Here is a 19,422-nt window from a genome sequence, read left to right on the forward strand (position 1 = left end):
AAACGGCATGTTAGAATTTTTTCAGGGTATTGATTTCGCAATTTTATTAACATTAGTCTTATCGGTCGGTTTAGTGCTTGCCTTTGAGTTCGTCAATGGCTTTCATGATACGGCAAATGCTGTTGCAACGGTGATTTATACCAAATCATTAAAGCCACGTTTAGCGGTATTTCTATCGGGGATTTTTAATTTTCTCGGTGTTTTACTTGGCGGTTTAGGCGTTGCTTATGCAATAGTCAACCTTTTACCGATGGATCTCCTAGCGAGTGCAGACTCTACAAAGGGTCTAGTGATGGTGGTGTCACTTTTAGTGGCCGCATTAATTTGGAATCTTGGTACTTGGTATTTTGGTATTCCAGCTTCTAGTTCCCACACATTAATAGGTTCCATCCTTGGGGTTGGGCTTGCGAATGCCCTGATTAATGATCATTCCTTAGTTGAAGGCGTGAACTGGGGTAAAGCTTTAGGCGTTTTTGAATCTCTACTCTTTTCCCCCTTTATTGGGGCTGGTTTAGCAGGATTGCTTCTTTTAGGGCTTTTACGTTTTCTTCCGAATAGTTATATTCATAAAACCCCTTATCAACGTCATGTTATAGACAATAAGAAGAAGCCACCTTTCTGGCCCCGATTTTGGCTTGTCACCTCTGCAATGGGGATGAGTTATGCCCACGGGCAAAATGATGGGCAGAAAGGGATTGGTTTAGTGATGTTAGTGCTCTTTAGTGTAGTACCAGCGCATTTTGTCTTGAATCTTAATTCAAGTGTCTTTGAAATTGAACAGACGCGCGTTGCAGCACAGCAGATGATTGCTTATTACGATAGTAATAAAACGGTCTTAGATGAGCTCTATCCTAAGCAGAGCAAAGCGCAAGCCGAAGATGAAGGTCTTTTTAGTTGTGAATATAGTGAAATGACGCAACACTCTAAAAAATTGATCCATCTTTTAGAGGGCATTGATAATTATGACCAGCTGACAACAGATCAACGTTGGGGTGTTCGTAATGAGGTGATGTGTTTAGCGAATATTGCTAAGACGCTCGAGTCTGTTGAGGCATTACCTGAGGGGTATCGTAAATCGTATAAAGCAATTGGTAAAGATCTTACCAAAACAACACAATATGCCCCTTTCTGGGTGATTGTTGCGGTAGCCGCTGCACTTGGAATGGGAACGATGATTGGTTGGAAACGGGTTGTAGATACTGTGGGTGGTAAAATCGGTAAAAAAGATATGACTTATGCACAAGGAATGAGTGCGCAGATTGTCTCGGCATTTGCGATTGCATCTGCTAGCCATTTTGGTTTCCCTGTATCGACTACACATATTCTCTCTAGTTCCGTTGCCGGGACGATGATCGCCAATAAGGCAGGGCTCCAAAAATCAACGGTTAAAAATATTGTGATTGCATGGATTTTGACCTTGCCGGTCTCAACTGCGCTCTCTTTTGGACTTTATGTGCTAGGCACTTATCTGTTTGTGAATTAGGATGAAATTATTAAGTTATGATGAGGCAGCTTTCGCGTTACAAAACGGGGAAGTGATTGCCTACCCTACGGAAGGGGTATATGGATTAGCCGCTGATGCAACTAATCAATTAGCGGTTGAACGTTTGCTAACAATGAAGCAGCGAGCATCAAGTAAAGGGTTTATTGTGATGAGTGCTTCCTTAGAGAAGCTCGGCTCACTGATTGAGCCCTTAGACAGAGCGGAGACAACGGAGGTATTAGAATCATATCGGGGTGGGTTTCGTTACACTTGGATTGTTCCAGCAAAAGAATCTGTTCCACACTATTTGCGGGGGGATTTCACGACCTTAGCTATTCGTATTACCAATCATCCGGATGCTTTAGCGCTTTGTGAGCGTATGTCTGTTGGAGTTGTATCGACTAGTGCGAATTTGCATCAAGAAGCGCCATTAATATCGCCTGAAGCGATTATGGGAGTTTTTGGTACCAAGATTGCTGGTGTGATGATGGGTGAGATTGGTGGATTATCGTCACCTACGCGTATCGTAAATCTTAAAACCAAAGCGGTGATTCGTGCTTAGATTTTAATTAGGATGGCATCATATCTGAATAAAAGAGGCTTATATGTAAGTCTCTTTTTTTATGTGTATCGATATCACTCTAGGTTGAAAGAAATAAAAAACCCTGACATAAAATGACAGGGCTTTTCTATGATCTATATCACTCAAAGAATGGATATTTCTAAGAGAAGAATGATTGTATATTGATATTGCTATTGCTACTAATAGTAGATAACGGCAATGTCTATGAATCAATTAAGCTAATGCTTTAATTTGAGCATTTAAACGGCTAAGAAGACGTGCAACTTTGTTCTTATGGATTAAACCACGTTTTGCTGAACGATCAAGTGCGCCTTGAGCTTTAGCGAAAGCTTTAATCGCTTCTTCACGGTTATTGCTCTTGATTGCATTGATGGTTTTCTTAACATAAGTTCTAGTCATTGAACGATATGAAGCGTTAGCTGCATTGTGCTTCTCAGCTTGACGAACGCGTTTTCTTGCTTGTGCTGTATTTGCCAAGGTTTTACTCCAATTTAAAAAATGTATGAATTTATAACACAATATTGCGCCTAAAATCGGCGCAATTAAATTTGTAATAATCACATATGATTAACCTTTTTCATGGTTTTGTCAATGTAATTTCACTGAAAATGGGAAGAAAGCGGGCACTTTTTCTGAGAACGATTTCTTAGAAAACAGGAACGATACTACCTTCATATTTCGTTTCAATGAATTGACGAACATCATCTGATGTAATCGCTTCCATTAATGCTTTGATGCGTGGGTCATTTTCATTCTCAGGGCGGACAACAATGATATTAGTATAAGGTGATTGTGCGCCCTCAATAAAGAGAGAATCTTTAGTCGGATTTAAACCCGCATCTAATGCAAAGTTAGTATTGATGAGTGCTAATTCAACTTCATCAAGGGTACGAGCCAGCATTGGCGCCTCAAGCTCCACAAACTCTAATTTATGTGGGTTTTCAACGATATCAAATGTAGTTGAAAGAATATTACTTGGATCTTTCAGTTTAATTAAGCCTTCATCATCAAGCAAAATGAGTGCGCGGCCACCATTGGAGGGGTCGTTAGGAATACTGACTTTTGCACCATCAGGAAGGTCACTAATATTTTGAATTTTTTGTGAATAGCCGGCAATCGGTTCAATATGAATTGCAGGCGTTAAGGCCACTAAATTGATATTGTGATTTTTGTTAAATTCATCAAGATAAGGAGTATGTTGGAAGAAGTTTGCATCTGCTTCTTTTTCATCCACCATCATGTTCGGCAGTACATAGTCAGTCACAACCACGATATTAAGATCAATATCTTTCTCTGCGAGTTTAGGTGCGATCTGCTCTAAAATCTCTGCATGAGGTACCGGTGTTGCTGCTACAGTGAGTTTCTCTGCTGCCAGACCAAAGAATGGAATAAGTGAAAGTGCTGAAACAAGTGCTAATTTACGCATGATGAATATCCTTTAAATAAATAGTGAGGAATCGAGCCCCGAGAACTCTTTTATAACGAGCTTTTTCTATGAAATCAAGCTATTTTGATAAAAATATATTTAAAAAGTATGTTTAGTATGTATTTAATCGCTGCCATTTGAGGCTAGATGTCGCTTCTATCATAAATCTCAATGAGCTATCATGAGCTTTATAGTAAGATCGTTTCAAAAGAAGCTGATTCAAATGCCGGCGCATCAACTGATCTAGGTGAGAAAATCTGTTCTATCCGGCATCTTGCAAGTGTTGTTTAGTACGGTTTTATCTTCTTTTAAAACCCCACAATAGCTGTTTAAAAACCATTTTTCTTAAACCAAATTGATTATAAGATATGGATTACGCTGCTACAATAGATCGATTGAAATATCGAGATAAAATAAAAAGACCAAAGATCATCTCTTTGGCCTTTCTGAATGATGAATGAATCGCTATAAACGATTCATTGATCTAACTCTCTATCAATAAGTTAGTTGGATAGAATTGATAGATTACACTAAATCATGAATTAAGGTTTCACGATCACCATATAATAGATCGATTAAAGGAATCTCAATCATTGTATAAGCGCCAGGTTGTTGTTTCGTGACAGCGCGTGCGCTTGATACAAGAATTTGTGCAGTTAATGCAGGGTTATTGATGCGCATATCAAATTCAAAGAGTTGATTATCCGTTTTACCTGAAACACCTTTGCGAGTAATCGTCACGCCGTGACCAGCATCTTTTAATGAATCGATTGAATCAACGTGCTCAACGATAGTATCATCATTTTTGAAGTAATCATCATTCAAGATGGTATTTTTAACAGTGTCGAAATGAACGCCTTGTTCAGTTTCAACGTAGACCATACGACGATGTTTTCCTGTACCAATCGGAATGGTGACAGAGAGTGCATCTTTTACGCCTTCAATGGCTTTAACAGCAACAGAGTGCCCCATGCTCATACCAGGACCGAAGTTGGTATAAGTAATCCCTTTAGGGGCCGCGGCTAAGAGAAGCGCACGAATCACAGAGTCTGAACCGGGATCCCAGCCTGCTGAAAGAATAGCACTTTTGCCATGCTTTTGAGCTACATCGTTTAAGTGAGCGCGAACTTTTGTGATATCCGAATGAATATCGAAGCTATCTACGGTATGGATACCTTTCGCTAAGATTTCAGAGGCATATTGCTCAATTTGACGGCTTGGGACACAGAGAATTGCGACATCGACTTTGCCTAATTCGGTAATCTCTGTGACCACGGGATAATCAACACCCTTAATTGGAGTTGCCTGGCGACGAACGATCCCTGCGATTGTAAAATCAGGTGCCGTTTCAAGGGCATCTAAAACGTAGCGTCCAATATTGCCGTAACCTACAATAGCAGCAGTTATTTTACTCATAGTAATAATCTCCGGTTGTAAAATTGTGAGAAGAAGCTCGTTAAGAGGGCTCTATGAATGATGTTAGTGATTCTCATTTACACTCTTGTAAGTGAGAATTTTTATCATTTATTAAAAAAGACTCTCAAAAAAAGTGCAATCTCAGGGCTATTGCCACAAGACTGCACTCTATTTTAGATCGAAAATGGGTTATTTCCGTGTGTAGTGGCGAACGAGCCAATCGCCAATCCATTGTATAATTTGTACCATAATAATGAGTACAATCACAATAAGATACATCAATTCTGACATATTTCTGTGGAAGCCAAAACGAACCGCAATATCCCCAAGCCCGCCGGCACCTACTGTTCCCGCCATTGCAGTATAGGAGAGAATTAAAATGCCGGTGACTGTTGTTGCGGCAATTAAACTTGGCCTTGCTTCAGGAAGTAAAACTTTGAGAATAATTGTGCGAAGCGGTGTTCCCATACTTTGTGCAGCTTCAATCACCCCCCGATCGATCTCTCTAAATGCTGTTTCTGCAAGTCGAGCAAAGAAAGGGGCAGAGCCGACAACAAGTGGGAAGATTGCTCCTTTAACGCCCATTTTGGTACCCATGAGGTGAAAGGTTAGGGGGAGCAGTACTACAATGAGAATCAAGAAGGGAATGGAGCGCAAAATATTGGTGATGAAAGAGAATATTCGATAAAAATTAGGCGCTGCGAGTAATTGCTTCGGTGAAGAGAGAAAAAGCGCAATTCCCCAAGGAAGCCCAATCAGAATGGTAAAGAGCCAAGTAAACCCTAACATGATTAGAGTAATCCAAGTATTTTTGAGAATCATATCCCAATATTGTGCATTGCTAAGAGCATCTAAAAACGCTGTCATAATTTGAAAAGCCTTTTGCGAATTAGGTTGTTACTGGTGTTGATACAGAGTTATTGCTGATATTAATGCAAAATTAATATCACGATGAACGATCGATTATCTAATCGATATATTCACCATTACCATTACCATTACCATTATGAGTATGGGTTGAGCTTGATTTGAGTGAGTGCCGGTGAAAGTGATGTCACTAATACTTTATGGGCTTTAAAGAGCGTAATCGCCTCTTCAACTTCATCCTTGTCGCCATTAATTGTGACAATCATCTGCCCATAAGGAATATCGCGGATATAGCTAATAGAACCCGATAAGATCGAGAGATCGATATTACTCTGTTTGATGATCTGGCTAAGATGGGGTTCAAATGCCTCGTTTCCAATATAAGAGAGCTGATAAAGGTGATGCTGTTGCGCTGGTGCTCGCTCAAGATATTTAATCAATTGTGCTTGCTCGGTCTTATCAATGATAAATTCTTTGGTAACATCGGATGCCGGGTGCAAAAAGACCTCTTCTACCGGCCCTTCCTCGATGATTTGACTATCGTGAATGACCGCAACACGATGACAGATAGAGCGAATCACCTCCATCTCATGGGTGATCAATACGATTGTTAAATTCAGTTTTTGGTTGATATCGACGAGTAGTTCTAGAATAGATTGCGTGGTTTGAGGGTCTAGCGCCGAAGTTGCCTCATCACAGAGTAGCACTTTCGGATTATTTGCAAGCGCTCTAGCAATGCCCACGCGTTGTTTCTGCCCGCCTGAGAGTTCTGATGGATATTTATTCCGGTGATCAGCAATATCGACTAATTCTAACAAGTCTTCCACCCGTTTTTGAATCGCACTTGCGCCCATTTTTTCTAGACGCAAGGGGAAGGCGATATTATCGAATACAGTTTGACTAGAGAGTAGATTGAAGTGTTGGAAGATCATGCCCATTTTTCGGCGTTCATGCATTAATGCTTTTGCTGGGAGTTGAGTAATATCTGTGCCGTCGATGATCACAGCGCCACTATCGGGTTTTTCTAGAAGATTTAGGCAACGAATTAGAGTGCTTTTTCCTGCTCCGGAATGACCAATGACACCAAAAATAGAACCTCTTTCAATGGTTAGAGAGATGTTTTGAAGTGCAATTTTCGGGCCTTTTGGGGTTAGATAGGATTTTGTGAGCTGTTCAATTTTAATCATAAAAAATCTTTTTATAGAGTCAATAGATCAATCTGATGATAAATCTGGCGATAGATCATCCTATCGATAGGTTTTGCAAGCGTCTAATTATAGCAAGAATCTCAGCTAATATTCGTAGTTTAGAGGGTAAAAAGAGAAATTTTGTGCCATTACAGTTTTTTAAGTGTCTATTAGATTTACAAGTTAAAGAGAAAGAAGTTAGAGATGCTTGATAGAAATAATTATTGGTAATTTAATATTAACAGTTGAAATTTAAGAACTATAATAAAAACATAATAGAAGTTAATCACTTTAGATGATTGGAATGAGAATATTCAGTAATAGTGATATTAGGGGCTGTTGAACATTCATAACTTCAGCCAAATATAGGCACAAGCTAAAGCAACGTTGTTTTCATAATGTTGTTTTAGCTTGTCATATCTTGTTGCTATACTTCTAAAATGTTTCAGCCTTGCAAATGCATTCTCCACTAAATGCCGAGTTTTATAAATATGCCAGTCCATATGATTATTATTCGTAAGAGTATTCCTCTTTTTAGGAATAATAGCTTTAGCTCCTTGATTTATAATATCTTCTCTAAAACTCTCAGAATCATAACCTTTATCTGCACTAACGTAATCTGTCGTATTTAAATGAACCCTGCTAAGTAGCTCTGGAGCGACCTTGATATCGTGGGTCGTTCCATCTGTTACGATAAATTCACAGGGATTACCGCAAGCATCTACGATCATATGAATTTTTGAACTATTTCCACCAACACTTTTAGATATTGCTTGAGGATTATCTGCGGTTGCTCCTGTGCTATGCTGGTGAGCTCTAATGTGAGTTGCATCTATAAACAGCCATTCATAGTCAACATCTTGTGATAGTTTTTTAAATAATTTCAAGAGCTTGTTATTTTTAGACCAACGACTAAAAGTTTTAAAAATAGTATTAGGTCGCCCAAATTGCTCAGGAATATCCCTCCAAGGAACACCTGTTCTCATTCTAAATAGAATACCCTCAACGATATTTCTTAAATTTGGTTTGTCATAGATATTCAAATCTAGGAGAATAGGCTTCAGTTTCAGCCATAGTTTATCTGTAAGCATGGTTCGAGACATAGCGAGAGGTAGGTTTTTTTTGACGATAATATTCTACCGCTCGCTTTTTTTATTTTGAACTGCAATGTTCAACAGCCCCTAGTTATTTATATAATGTTTACTTTTTTATACAAATTTTCCTATAAATTACTTAAGTGCAAAACTCATTTGGTAACAAATGAGTAAACAACATGTCGTTATTAATATTGCAGTTTGAATAATAAGTTGCATAGATAATTATTAACGATAATAGGTTGTAGATGTAACTTATTCTATAGGAGATAAGAAAATGAAAAAGTTAAGTGTGATTGCGCTTGTACTCTCAGGCCTTATAGTTCCAGCTGTTTCTATGGCTGATTATGGTTGTAAACGTAAAGAAGCAGCGCTTGAGAATCAATTAGAATACGCTAAGAAATATAACAATACTTATCGTATTCAAGGGCTAGAGCGTGCACTTGCAAATGTGAAAACTTATTGTGGTGGCGGATATCCTCTAGATTCTGAGGAAGCTAAATCTTACTATGAGGCGGATCAGCGGTTAGAAGTACTCGAGAAGATTGAGGATGCTCAGAAAGATTTAGCTAAAGCGGAATATAAATTGCAAAAAGCAAAAATAAAAGGTGATATTGAAGACCAATATGAAGCTGAGTATAAAATCAAAGAGGCAAAAATGCGCTTAGAGATGTATCAGGGCTATTTTGATGGGTTGAAATAGTCTATTGAAAATAGTCTATTAAATGATTAGTAAATATCATTTAATGACGTCACGATAAATAAAGAGCATAAGGGATAGAAGGAGAACTTCTGTCCCTTTTTTGCCTTTGATCAGATCTTTAGTGAATATTATGGCTCTATTTAGATCGTGTTTATAGGATTTACAACTTAAATCATATAAAATTAATTCAATAAATATCAAAATGATAGTTTAATTCAGCAAAATGGTGGCTCTAGCTTTAGTCATAAGCTGCTAGTAATAAAAATAGCGTAAATTTCACTAAATATCCGTTATACTGTAGTAGTTACTTACATTTATTGGCCTCAGAAGAACTCTATTTTTCATGGGGCTTTTATCAATTGTGTGAAAAATACTTATGCTTGAAGATGTATTCTCATCTGAAAGCATTTATTTTGATTCAAAAGACAGTCATCTGTCTATTTTTCACAAGACTAGATCCTATCGAGAGATAGGATGTTCTAGTTAATGCAAAAGAGGATAATTTTATGGCAGACCAAAAGTTATTGAATGATATTGATCCGTTAGAAACCAAAGATTGGGTCGATTCAATCGAAAGTGTCCTTGAAGTAGAAGGGGAAGAGCGGGCGCATTTTCTCATCGAGAAAGTGATTGAACGCGCCCATCGTGATGGTGTGCAGATCCCTTTTATTGGCACGACTGAATATATCAATACCATTCCGGCAGATAAACAACCTCGTTATCCTGGCAACTCCGAATTAGAGCATAAAATCCGCTCCTATATTCGTTGGAATGCGATGGCGATGATTGTGCGCACCAATGCAGAAGATTCAAGTTTAGGCGGACATATTGCAAGTTACGCCTCTTTGGCAACGATGTGGGAAGTGGGCTTTAACCACTTCTGGAAAGGAAATACTGATACGCAAGATGGTGATTTGATCTTCTTCCAAGGTCACTCAAGCCCAGGTATCTATGCGCGTGCCTTTATTGAAGGGCGCATTACAGAAGAGCAGATGGATAACTTCCGCCGAGAAGTGGATGGTAAAGGTTTATCATCTTATCCGCACCCTTGGCTCATGAAAGATTTTTGGCAATTCCCAACGGTATCAATGGGTTTAGGGCCAATGCAAGCGATCTACCAAGCGCGTTTCTTGAAGTATCTTCATTCTCGTGGATTAGCGGATACTGAAAATCGTAAAGTATGGTGTTTCTGCGGTGATGGTGAGATGGATGAGCCTGAATCACTAGGTGCGATCTCGCTCGCAGGTCGTGAGAAACTCGATAACCTGATCTTTGTGATTAACTGTAACTTACAGCGTCTTGATGGCCCTGTGCGCGGTAATGGTAAAATTATCCAAGAGCTTGAATCAAACTTCCGCGGTAATAACTGGAATGTGATTAAACTTATTTGGGGAAATGGTTGGGATGCCTTATTAGCACAAGATCATGATGGGATCTTACGCCGTCGTATGATGGAATGTGTTGATGGAGATTATCAAACATATAAATCACGTGATGGGGCTTATGTTCGTGAGCATTTCTTCAATACGCCAGAATTAAAAGCGATGGTTGCGCATATGTCAGATAATGATATTTGGCGTTTAAATCGTGGTGGCCATGATGAGAATAAAGTCTATGCAGCTTATGATGCAGCGGTTAAAACAGTAGGTCAACCGACTGTCATTCTGGTAAAAACTATTAAAGGTTACGGGATGGGGCAAGATGGTGAAGCGCAAAACGTGGCGCATCAACAAAAATCTATTAGCCTTGAATCCCTCCGTCGTTTCCGCGACCGTTTTGAAGTGCCAATCTCTGATGAAGATTTAGAGGCAGTGAACTTTATTCGTCCACCTGAAGGGAGCCCTGAACTTGAGTATCTGCATGAGCGTCGTAAAGCATTAGGGGGTTATGTTCCTTCTCGCCGTACACAAGCGAAAGAGAAATTAACAGTCCCTAAGTTAGAAGCCTTCAAACCACAACTTGAAGCGACTGCAGAAGGCCGAGAAATCTCAACAACCATGAGTTTTGTCCGTATCTTGAATACATTAGTGAAGGATAAAACGATTGGTAAGCGTGTAGTGCCTATTCTTGTAGATGAATCTCGAACTTTCGGAATGGAAGGGATGTTCCGTCAGTTAGGTATCTGGTCACAAGCAGGACAACAATATACACCACAAGATGCCGGTCAATTGATGTTCTATAAAGAGACAAAAGATGGACAGATTCTGCAAGAAGGGATCAATGAAGCAGGCGGTGTAAGCTCATGGATTGCGGCAGGAACGGCTTATTCCAATTCTAATGTGGAGATGATTCCATTCTTTGTTTGTTACTCTATGTTCCAAATGCAACGCACTATGGATCTTATCTGGGCGGCAGCAGATCAGCGGACTCGTGGTTTCTTAATGGGCGGTACTTCTGGTCGGACAACGCTTAATGGGGAAGGTTTGCAGCATGAGGATGGTCATAGCCATATCTTAGCGAGTTTGATTCCAAACTGTAAATCCTATGATCCTGCACTTCAGTTTGAATTAGCAGTGATTATGCAAGATGGTTTACGTCGTATGGTGAAAGAACAGGAAGATATCTTCTATTACATTACCATTATGAATGAGAATTATGCACATCCTGAAATGCCAAAAGGTGTGGAAGAAGATATTCTTAAAGGTCTCTATCTACTCAAAGCGGCGGATAAAGGACAAGGCCCGAAAGTACGTTTAATGGGCTCTGGTACAATTCTGCAAGAAGTGATGCATGCCGCTGAGCTTCTTAAAAATGATTGGAAAGTAGAGAGTGATATTTTCAGTGCAACCAGTTTTACCGAGCTTGCACGTGACTTTAATGAGTGTGAACGCCAAGCGCTTTTCCATCCAGAAAAAGCAGCACCTGAATCTTTCGTTGCACAAAAATTGAATCATGAAGAGACACCGATTATTGTGTCAACGGATTATGTGCGGATGTATGCAGAGCAAGTACGCCCGGCAATCACAAAAGCACCTTATCGTGTATTAGGTACGGATGGTTTTGGTCGTTCAGATACGCGTCCACAACTTCGTAAATTCTTTGAAGTCGATCGCTACTATATTACGATTGCAGCGCTCAAAGAGCTTGCTGATGCTGGCACTATTGCTAAATCAGTCGTAACTGAAGCGATTCAGAAATACAACATTGATGTTAATAAACCAAATCCACTTTGGGTGTAGTAACTACCCGTAATAGAGGATAGAGACAGTGTTCTATCGAGATTGTAATGTTCGAAGTTGAATATTTGAGTACGATTTGAGTATGAATATTTGAACGTAAAATGATAGAACACTGGCTTCTGAATAGGACTATTACGTGAATGAAGGAAGTACGCATTGTAGTAATGCACTTATAGTGATGCGTTTATAGTGATGAGATCATTCAATGTTTTGAAATGGTTGAATATAACTGATTAAAAGGATTAAAAATATGGCGACAATTGAATTAAGAGTGCCAGATATTGGTAATTTTGATGCCGTAGATATTATCGAAATTCCGGTAAAGGTTGGCGATACAGTAGCAGTCGATGATACGCTCATGACATTAGAATCAGATAAGGCTTCAATGGATGTCCCAGCAGAAGCTGCGGGTAAAATTGTAGAGCTACTTGTCAAAGTAGGTGATCAAGTGACGACGGGAGATCTGATTGGTCGCATGGAAGTAGCAGGAGATGCCGAAGCGGGTTCGGTAAAATCGGATACAGCTCAGGCGTCTGCTGAAACCTCTAAGACTGAACCAGCTAAGACTGAATCAGTTCAAGCACCTGTAGCGAAAGTTGCAGCACAATCAGCTGGTGAAATTGCAGAGATTCGCATTCCTGCTGTCGGAAATAATGATGAGTTAGATGTAATTGATATTCCTGTGAAAGTAGGTGATGTCGTTGCGCTTGATGACACGCTTGCCACATTAGAGTCAGATAAAGCATCAATGGATGTTCCCGCAGATAAAGCCGGTACCATTACTGAGATCGCATTATCTGTCGGTGACAAAGTGAAAGAGGGGGATCTTGTCGTCAAAATTGCGACAGGCGGCTCTTCAGCAGAATCAACGTCTCAAGTTGCGCCCGCGGCACAAGCACCAGAAGTGAAATCTTCTGATGTGAAAGCAACCACTACATCAAAACCTGATTTAACTGCACCCCATAAAGGGGATGAAATTCCTGTCGCGCCACCAAGCCAAGTAGCGCAAGCAACGCTTGATATCAGCGGAGCGCATGCTTCACCTTCTGTGCGTGCTTTTGCTCGTGAATTAGGTGCGAATCTTAATGAGGTGAAAGGTTCAGGACGTAATGGCCGGATTCTTCGTGAAGATGTTTTAAGTTATGTGAAAGGCGTGTTAAGTGGTGCGCAGCCAGCCGTTGCTGGTAAAGCAGCGGTATCTTCTAATGGTGGGGGCTTAGATCTGCTTCCATGGCCAAAAGTAGATTTCACTAAATTTGGAGAAGTAGAAGAGAAACCATTAAGCCGAATTCAAAAAATCTCAGGGGCAAATCTTGCGCGTAACTGGGCGATGATTCCGCATGTGGCACAGTTTGATGAGGCCGATATTACAGATTTAGAAGCACTTCGTAAGCAGCTTAACAAAGAGTATGAAAAACAAGGTGCAAGAGTCACTATTTTAGCGTTCCTCTTCAAGGCTGTTGTGAAAGCATTGCAAAAATTCCCTGAGTTTAATAGTTCATTAGAGGGCGATAAGCTCATTCTCAAAAAATATTATCATATCGGTTTTGCGGCAGATACACCTAATGGTTTAGTGGTGCCGGTGATTCGTGATTGTGATAAAAAAGGTGTCTTAGAGATTGCCGCTGAAATGCGTGAACTTGCAGGGCTTGCACGTGATGGTAAATTGAAGCCTGATCAAATGACGGGTGGATGTTTCACTATCTCATCATTAGGCGGCATCGGTGGAACGAACTTTATTCCGATTATTAACGCACCTGAAGTGGCAATCCTCGGTGTTGCGAAGAATCAAATTAAGCCTGTATGGAATGGTAAAGAGTTTGAACCTCGTTTAATGATTCCATTATCGCTCTCTTACGATCATCGGGTGATCGATGGGGCATTAGGTGCGCGTTTCATCGTTTATCTCAATGAGTTACTTACAGATATGCGTCGCATGGTAATCTAAAGGAGTTAGAGATGATTATTGAGTTAAAAATTCCAGATATCGGCAATTTTGATAGTGTCGATGTGATTGAAGTGCTCGTAAAACCAGGTGATACCGTTGCTATTGATGATACACTTTTAACGCTTGAGTCTGACAAAGCTTCTATGGATGTACCCGCGGAAAAAGCAGGGACGATCACAGAAGTACTAGTTTCTGTGGGTGATTCTGTAAGTGAAGGAACTGTCATTGCTAAATTAGAAGTAGCAGAAGGCTCATCAGAATCGGCTGCTAAAACTGATGCCTCTAAAGTAGATTCAGTTAAAACGGAAGCGAAATCAGAGGCAAATGTAGAGAGAAAAGCAGAACCTGCTCAAGCAACTCATCAAGCGGCAACAGCACAGGCAGATGATGTGGTCATGTCTACGATTTTAGATCCGGATTGTGATCTTGTTGTGATTGGTGGCGGTCCGGGTGGTTATTCTGCAGCTTTTAGAGCGGCTGATTTAGGGCTTAAAGTGATCCTTGTTGAACGATATCCAACCATTGGTGGAGTGTGTTTAAATGTCGGTTGTATTCCCTCTAAAGCATTACTACACGTTGTAGATGTAATGGAATCTGCGAAATCTTTTGCAGATATCGGTATTACTTACGAAGCGCCTAAAGTCGATATTGACAAATTACGAGGCTTTAAAGAGTCGGTTGTTAATAAATTGACGGGCGGTTTAGCAGGAATGGCTAAAATGCGTAAAGTGGAAATTGTTCAAGGGTTTGCAACCTTTAAGAATGATCATCACTTAACCGTTGCCTTGACAGAAGGCGGCGAGCGTGAAATTAGCTTTAATAAGGCAATTATTGCGGCAGGCTCTTCTGTTGTTAAATTGCCTTTCTTGCCAGAAGATCCTCGTATTATCGATTCAACCGGTGCGCTTGAGTTACAAGATATTCCTAAGAAATTATTGGTCATCGGTGGCGGGATCATTGGTCTTGAGATGGCCACGGTCTACTCAACGCTAGGTAGTGAAATCACTATCGCAGAATTTGCAGATGGTTTAGTACCGGGGGCAGATCGTGATTTGGTAAAAGTCTTTGAAAAATATAACAAAGATCGTTTCCATAAAGTGATGCTTAAAACGGCTGTAACGGGTGCAAAAGCAACCGATGCCGGTATTGAAGTAACCTTTGAAGGGGCGAATGCACCTGATGGTCCTTTGACGTTCGATAAGGTGTTAGTGGCAGTCGGTCGTAAGCCAAATGGTTTAACGCTTCATGCCGAGAAAGCGGGTGTGAATGTAGATGAGCGGGGTTTTATCTCTGTTGATAAACAGATGCGAACTAATGTACCTCATATCTTTGCAATTGGAGATATTGTGGGTCAACCTATGCTTGCACATAAGGCTGTTCATGAAGCGCATGTGGCGGCTGAAGTCTGTATCGGTGAGAAACGCTTCTTTGATGCAAAATTTGTACCATCAGTAGCTTATACCGATCCTGAAATTGCTTGGGCGGGTTTAACTGAAACCGAAGCAAAAGCAAAAGGGATTAAGTATGAGGTCTCAGTTTTCCCTTGGGCTGCAAGTGGGAAGGCGATTGCCAATGGTCGTGATGAAGGCTTTACGAAATTGCTTTATGATCCGGAGAGTAAAATTATTCTTGGTGGGGCAGTGGTAGGGATTCATGCCGGCGATTTAATCGGTGAAATCTGTCTTGCTGTTGAAATGGGGGCGGATAGTATTGATATAGGTCATACGATTCATCCTCATCCAACCTTGATTGAATCTGTGGGAATGGCTGCAGAAAATATCCTGGGCGCATGTACTGATCTACCACCACAACGGAAAAAATAGGTTAGTACTGATACAGTCTACTTAGAAGTGATAAAAGAAACCCAAAATATCGAGTGATATTTTGGGTTTTGTTTTTACTGAATTGTATTATAGTAAATTTGGTTTAAGAAAAATGATTTTAAACAACACTTGCAAGATGCCGGATAGAATAGCTTCCTTACTTATTGCAGCCGATGCGCCGGCATTTAAATATGCTTATTTTGAACCGACATTACTATAAATAATTGTATGAAATGAGTTGAATGAATTAAGACTACTTCTCTTCATTCATCATCGCATAGTACTCCTCTTCAGTAAGTAGCTTATCCCGTTCTTTGATGATTGCTTTTTTGGCTTTCTCATCATACTCATTAATCTCATCAGCTCGTTCTTGATCAATTTCATCCATGATCTGGAAGCACATTGCGCGAGTTTCTAGCTTAGCAATAGCAGAAATTGCAAAATGCGGGACTGAACGATCCCAATTGATCGCATTTAAGAAATTATTAATGGCTTCTTCGCGTTCTTCCTCAGGAATAATATCGATCTTATTCATGACTAACCAACGGGGTTTATTATGAAGTTCTTCACTATATTTTTTGAGTTCTTCTAAAATAGTGAAGTAATCTGCAACAGGATCTTGAGAATCGCTAGAAGGTGAGATATCGACTAAATGTAGTAGAATTGAGGTTCGGCTTAAATGTTTTAAGAATTGATGACCAAGACCAATACCATCAGATGCCCCTTCAATAAGACCAGGAATATCGGCTACGACAAAGCTCCGAAGCTCATCAATTTCAACAACACCAAGGCTTGGTACTAGAGTCGTAAATGGATAATCGGCCACTTTAGGGCGAGCGCCGGAGATTGCCCGAATTAAGGTGGATTTACCAGCATTGGGTAATCCTAATAATCCGACATCAGCCATCACTTTGAGCTCTAAACGTAGTTCCCGTTCATCACCTTCAGAACCGGGTTTAGATTGTCTTGGTGCACGGTTGGTAGAGGTTTTATAGCGAGAGTTGCCTAATCCATGGAAACCGCCTTGTGCAACTTTGACGACTTGACCCTCTTCCGTTAAGTCCGCAATAAATTCATTTGTGACATCGTCAAATACTTGAGTACCTAGTGGTACATCTAAGTAGAGATCTTCACCATCTTTACCGGTACGATTTGCTCCTGCACCATCCTCGCCACGCTCGGCACGATAGGTGCGTGTATAGCGATATGTCATTAAGGTATTGAGGCCTTTTGTCGCTTTCAGATAGACACTGCCACCATCACCACCATCGCCACCATCAGGGCCCCCGAAAGGGATAAATTTTTCGCGTCTAAAGCTGACGCAACCGTTGCCACCATTGCCGGCGATGACTACGATTTTTGCTTCATCAATAAATTTCATTTTATTACCTCGAAATTTAGAGCAAGAAATAAAAAAAGCTCCACATTAAATTATGGAGCTTTTATAACTGTTTAGAGCGATATTATTAAGCAACTGGATCGATGCTTACATATTTACGCTTGCCTAAACCTTTGGTTTCGAATGTTACATGACCATCAGTTTTTGCAAAAAGTGTGTGATCTTTACCAACACCTACATTTAATCCTGCATGAAAACGTGTACCACGTTGACGAACAATGATTGAACCAGCTGTTACAAGCTCACCACCAAAACGCTTTACTCCAAGACGTTTACTTTCTGAGTCACGACCGTTACGGCTCGAACCAACACCTTTCTTCTGTGCCATAGTTTAAGTACCTCTATAAGTTTAATTAAGCGCTAATGCCAGTGATTTTAATTTCTGTAAAATGCTGGCGATGACCTGCATGATGGCGATAGTGCTTACGACGACGGAATTTAATAATGTCGATTTTACGAGTACGACCTTGTTTTTTAACTTCCGCAGTTACTTTAGCACCGGCTACCACAGGAGTACCGACAGTTAAGTTACCATTTGCACTTACAAGAAGAACATCATTTAATTCGATGTTTGAGCCTTCTTCTGCGCCTTCGATTTTTTCAATACGGAGGATTTGACCTTCCGCAACGCGATATTGTTTACCGCCCGTTCTAATTACTGCATACATAATTGCTGAATGCTCCGCATAAATTAATTTACATAAAATATTCGATCAAACCAGCCATTTGAGAGGGGACTACAAAACGGTCGGGTTTAAGAGGGGTAATATTACTGCTTAACTAAAAAATAGTCAAGCAATCCCTAGGGACTTTTCTAGGAATAACACAACTCTATGATCAATCTAGCTCGGGATTATCCCACGCTTTAATATAACAATCAATCAGTCATTTTAAATATTTTCAAATAATTTAAATACATTTTGAATCCCTCAAATTTTATCTATCTACTACCCTTTAATTATGAGCATATGAAGGGTATTTATGGATGCAGGGTATTTGCAAATGTAGAGTAAAAGATTGGAGAGAAGTATTGATTTAATCAAATTAGATAGAGTAAGTGGATTAATGATGGAACAAGAAAGTAGCGGGAAGTTAGATGTTGCTGAACATGATCTTCAATATAAACAGAAAGGTAGCAAGCAGGAAGGTGAACGAGGGGCTATTTTGCTGGAAGTTGTCATCGCTTCGCTATTTCTTTTGCTGGTGATGAGCATGGGTAATCGTTTATTAGGGTTTTATCATCTTAATTACCAGAAGCTCTTCATCACTCATCAAGTATTGATGCAGAAACAAAATGAGCGATAAACAGATAACAGGCATGAAGAATTCGTATCGGAGTAGAGAGTCGGGGCAGAGCTTACTCTCAATGCTTGTCGGATTGGCGCTGTTCGCGATTATTCTTTTAATGGTATCGATGATTACTCGCAGTTGGATGATGCAGACCCTATTACTTAAACAAGAGGTTGAATTATTGGATTCGCTAGTGGCGACAGAGGATCTTCTACGTAAGGAATTTGAAACTCTGTTATTTGCTCCATATTGCCCATCTTTACTGCCTTCTTATTCGTCGATGATGCTTGGGGTGAGCGTTGATAAACAATATCGTAATCTTTTACAACAAAGCCTTTTAATATCTTCACCAATGCCTGCTCATAAAGTGAAGGTGCTTAATTTGCATAAATTACAAGGTCGGGGAAGTGGGCAATATTCTCCTGAGCCAATGAAGAAGTTGCAACGTTTAGTGGAGGGGAGTGAGCTTTTTTATCTCATTGGTCTTAAAGAGACCGGTCTATCTATGCAAGGCACAAAAATTCAAGGAGATATGCCCGCTTCGCTCATCGGAATACGAGGAGCTTATTTTTATTTGACGGATTGTCGTAGCAGTATGTTGTTGTCGGCCAATCGTAAAGATGAGGGGTTTGAATTATCGGCTGTTGATTTAGAGTTGATTACTCAATTGTTTGATCAGAAAAAGTTGCAGATTTATGTAATGCAAGAATATCTCGTATATCTACAAATTCGGGATCAGGAGAGCTTTTTGGTCATAGATTATATGGATGGTCAGGCTTTTTATCGAGCGCCTTATATTGTGGATATGAATCTGCAATTACAAAATGGTGTATTGACGGTTTTATTGGTGTCCGGCCTTACAAGAAGGGCGCCGGCTAAAAATATTGTAGAAGATTTTTATGGGCGAACTATTGAAAATGGTTGGAATATCAATGTTTGGCCTATTGAGATTTCCTTGGAATAGATTGAATGATAGAAATTGTATTGTAGAGATTATTCAATTGCTTATAGTGCCGATTGTAGT

The 19,422-nt window shown here is 40.0% G+C and carries 17 protein-coding genes; 8 read left to right on the plus strand and 9 right to left on the minus strand.

Features of this window, described 5'->3' with window-relative positions:
* Nucleotides 1–7 precede the first annotated feature (7 nt).
* Entirely contained in the window at nucleotides 8–1,483 is a 1,476-nt protein-coding gene (locus WMO13_RS00920; RefSeq protein ID WP_026879258.1) for an inorganic phosphate transporter, read from the plus strand.
* A gap of 1 nt (nucleotide 1,484) precedes the next feature.
* Nucleotides 1,485–2,045, plus strand: coding sequence for an L-threonylcarbamoyladenylate synthase (locus WMO13_RS00925; RefSeq protein WP_034855951.1), 561 nt, complete (start codon nucleotides 1,485–1,487; stop codon nucleotides 2,043–2,045).
* 234 nt (nucleotides 2,046–2,279) lie between these two features.
* Here the strand turns inward: WMO13_RS00925 and rpsT are convergent, their stop codons facing one another.
* The 6 genes from rpsT to WMO13_RS00955 all read right to left on the minus strand — a co-directional run bounded on the left by rpsT (nucleotide 2,280) and on the right by WMO13_RS00955 (nucleotide 8,065).
* Nucleotides 2,280–2,543 carry a 30S ribosomal protein S20 gene (rpsT, locus tag WMO13_RS00930; protein WP_026879256.1) on the minus strand — a complete coding sequence of 88 codons (264 nt, stop codon included), beginning with the start codon at nucleotides 2,541–2,543 and terminating at the stop codon, nucleotides 2,280–2,282.
* Between the two features lie 169 nt (nucleotides 2,544–2,712).
* Nucleotides 2,713–3,492: a MetQ/NlpA family ABC transporter substrate-binding protein gene (locus WMO13_RS00935; RefSeq protein ID WP_026879255.1), complete on the minus strand. Its 780-nt coding sequence runs from the start codon at nucleotides 3,490–3,492 to the stop codon at nucleotides 2,713–2,715.
* A 525-nt stretch (nucleotides 3,493–4,017) separates the two neighbouring features.
* Nucleotides 4,018–4,908 carry a diaminopimelate dehydrogenase gene (locus WMO13_RS00940; protein ID WP_026879254.1) on the minus strand — a complete coding sequence of 297 codons (891 nt, stop codon included), beginning with the start codon at nucleotides 4,906–4,908 and terminating at the stop codon, nucleotides 4,018–4,020.
* Between the two features lie 189 nt (nucleotides 4,909–5,097).
* A complete protein-coding gene (locus WMO13_RS00945; RefSeq protein WP_026879253.1) occupies nucleotides 5,098–5,775 on the minus strand; it encodes a methionine ABC transporter permease in 678 nt (225 codons plus the stop codon).
* A gap of 137 nt (nucleotides 5,776–5,912) precedes the next feature.
* Nucleotides 5,913–6,962: a methionine ABC transporter ATP-binding protein gene (locus tag WMO13_RS00950; protein WP_051396279.1), complete on the minus strand. Its 1,050-nt coding sequence runs from the start codon at nucleotides 6,960–6,962 to the stop codon at nucleotides 5,913–5,915.
* A 347-nt stretch (nucleotides 6,963–7,309) separates the two neighbouring features.
* On the minus strand, nucleotides 7,310–8,065 hold the full coding sequence (locus WMO13_RS00955) for an IS5 family transposase (protein WP_342386815.1): 756 nt from the start codon (nucleotides 8,063–8,065) through the stop codon (nucleotides 7,310–7,312).
* 268 nt (nucleotides 8,066–8,333) lie between these two features.
* Here WMO13_RS00955 and WMO13_RS00960 point away from each other — a divergent pair, with 268 nt between their 5' ends.
* The 4 genes from WMO13_RS00960 to lpdA all read left to right on the plus strand — a co-directional run bounded on the left by WMO13_RS00960 (nucleotide 8,334) and on the right by lpdA (nucleotide 15,709).
* Nucleotides 8,334–8,759: a DUF1090 domain-containing protein gene (locus WMO13_RS00960; RefSeq protein WP_051396301.1), complete on the plus strand. Its 426-nt coding sequence runs from the start codon at nucleotides 8,334–8,336 to the stop codon at nucleotides 8,757–8,759.
* A gap of 506 nt (nucleotides 8,760–9,265) precedes the next feature.
* Nucleotides 9,266–11,938: a pyruvate dehydrogenase (acetyl-transferring), homodimeric type gene (aceE, locus tag WMO13_RS00965; RefSeq protein WP_026879374.1), complete on the plus strand. Its 2,673-nt coding sequence runs from the start codon at nucleotides 9,266–9,268 to the stop codon at nucleotides 11,936–11,938.
* A 250-nt stretch (nucleotides 11,939–12,188) separates the two neighbouring features.
* Entirely contained in the window at nucleotides 12,189–13,886 is a 1,698-nt protein-coding gene (gene aceF / locus WMO13_RS00970; RefSeq protein WP_026879373.1) for a dihydrolipoyllysine-residue acetyltransferase, read from the plus strand.
* An 11-nt stretch (nucleotides 13,887–13,897) separates the two neighbouring features.
* Nucleotides 13,898–15,709, plus strand: a complete 1,812-nt coding sequence (gene lpdA / locus WMO13_RS00980; protein WP_026879372.1) for a dihydrolipoyl dehydrogenase — start codon at nucleotides 13,898–13,900, stop codon at nucleotides 15,707–15,709.
* Between the two features lie 253 nt (nucleotides 15,710–15,962).
* Here lpdA and cgtA read toward each other — a convergent pair whose 3' ends face one another.
* The 3 genes from cgtA to rplU form a co-directional block, all read right to left on the minus strand.
* Nucleotides 15,963–17,090 carry an Obg family GTPase CgtA gene (cgtA, locus tag WMO13_RS00985; protein WP_084331527.1) on the minus strand — a complete coding sequence of 376 codons (1,128 nt, stop codon included), beginning with the start codon at nucleotides 17,088–17,090 and terminating at the stop codon, nucleotides 15,963–15,965.
* An 85-nt stretch (nucleotides 17,091–17,175) separates the two neighbouring features.
* Complete coding sequence (gene rpmA / locus WMO13_RS00990; RefSeq protein ID WP_026879371.1) at nucleotides 17,176–17,436, minus strand: 50S ribosomal protein L27; 261 nt, start codon at nucleotides 17,434–17,436, stop codon at nucleotides 17,176–17,178.
* 25 nt (nucleotides 17,437–17,461) lie between these two features.
* Nucleotides 17,462–17,776, minus strand: coding sequence for a 50S ribosomal protein L21 (rplU, locus tag WMO13_RS00995; protein WP_026879370.1), 315 nt, complete (start codon nucleotides 17,774–17,776; stop codon nucleotides 17,462–17,464).
* 397 nt (nucleotides 17,777–18,173) lie between these two features.
* Here rplU and WMO13_RS01000 point away from each other — a divergent pair, with 397 nt between their 5' ends.
* Nucleotides 18,174–18,413, plus strand: a complete 240-nt coding sequence (locus tag WMO13_RS01000) for a hypothetical protein (RefSeq protein WP_156923288.1) — start codon at nucleotides 18,174–18,176, stop codon at nucleotides 18,411–18,413.
* Nucleotides 18,414–18,426: 13 nt separating this feature from the next.
* Nucleotides 18,427–19,362 (plus strand): PulJ/GspJ family protein, encoded by a 936-nt coding sequence (locus WMO13_RS01005; RefSeq protein ID WP_156923287.1) that lies wholly within the window; start codon nucleotides 18,427–18,429, stop codon nucleotides 19,360–19,362.
* Nucleotides 19,363–19,422: the final 60 nt, after the last annotated feature.

Source organism: Ignatzschineria larvae DSM 13226, from assembly GCF_038500265.1.
Classification (GTDB): Bacteria; Pseudomonadota; Gammaproteobacteria; order Cardiobacteriales; family Wohlfahrtiimonadaceae; genus Ignatzschineria; species Ignatzschineria larvae.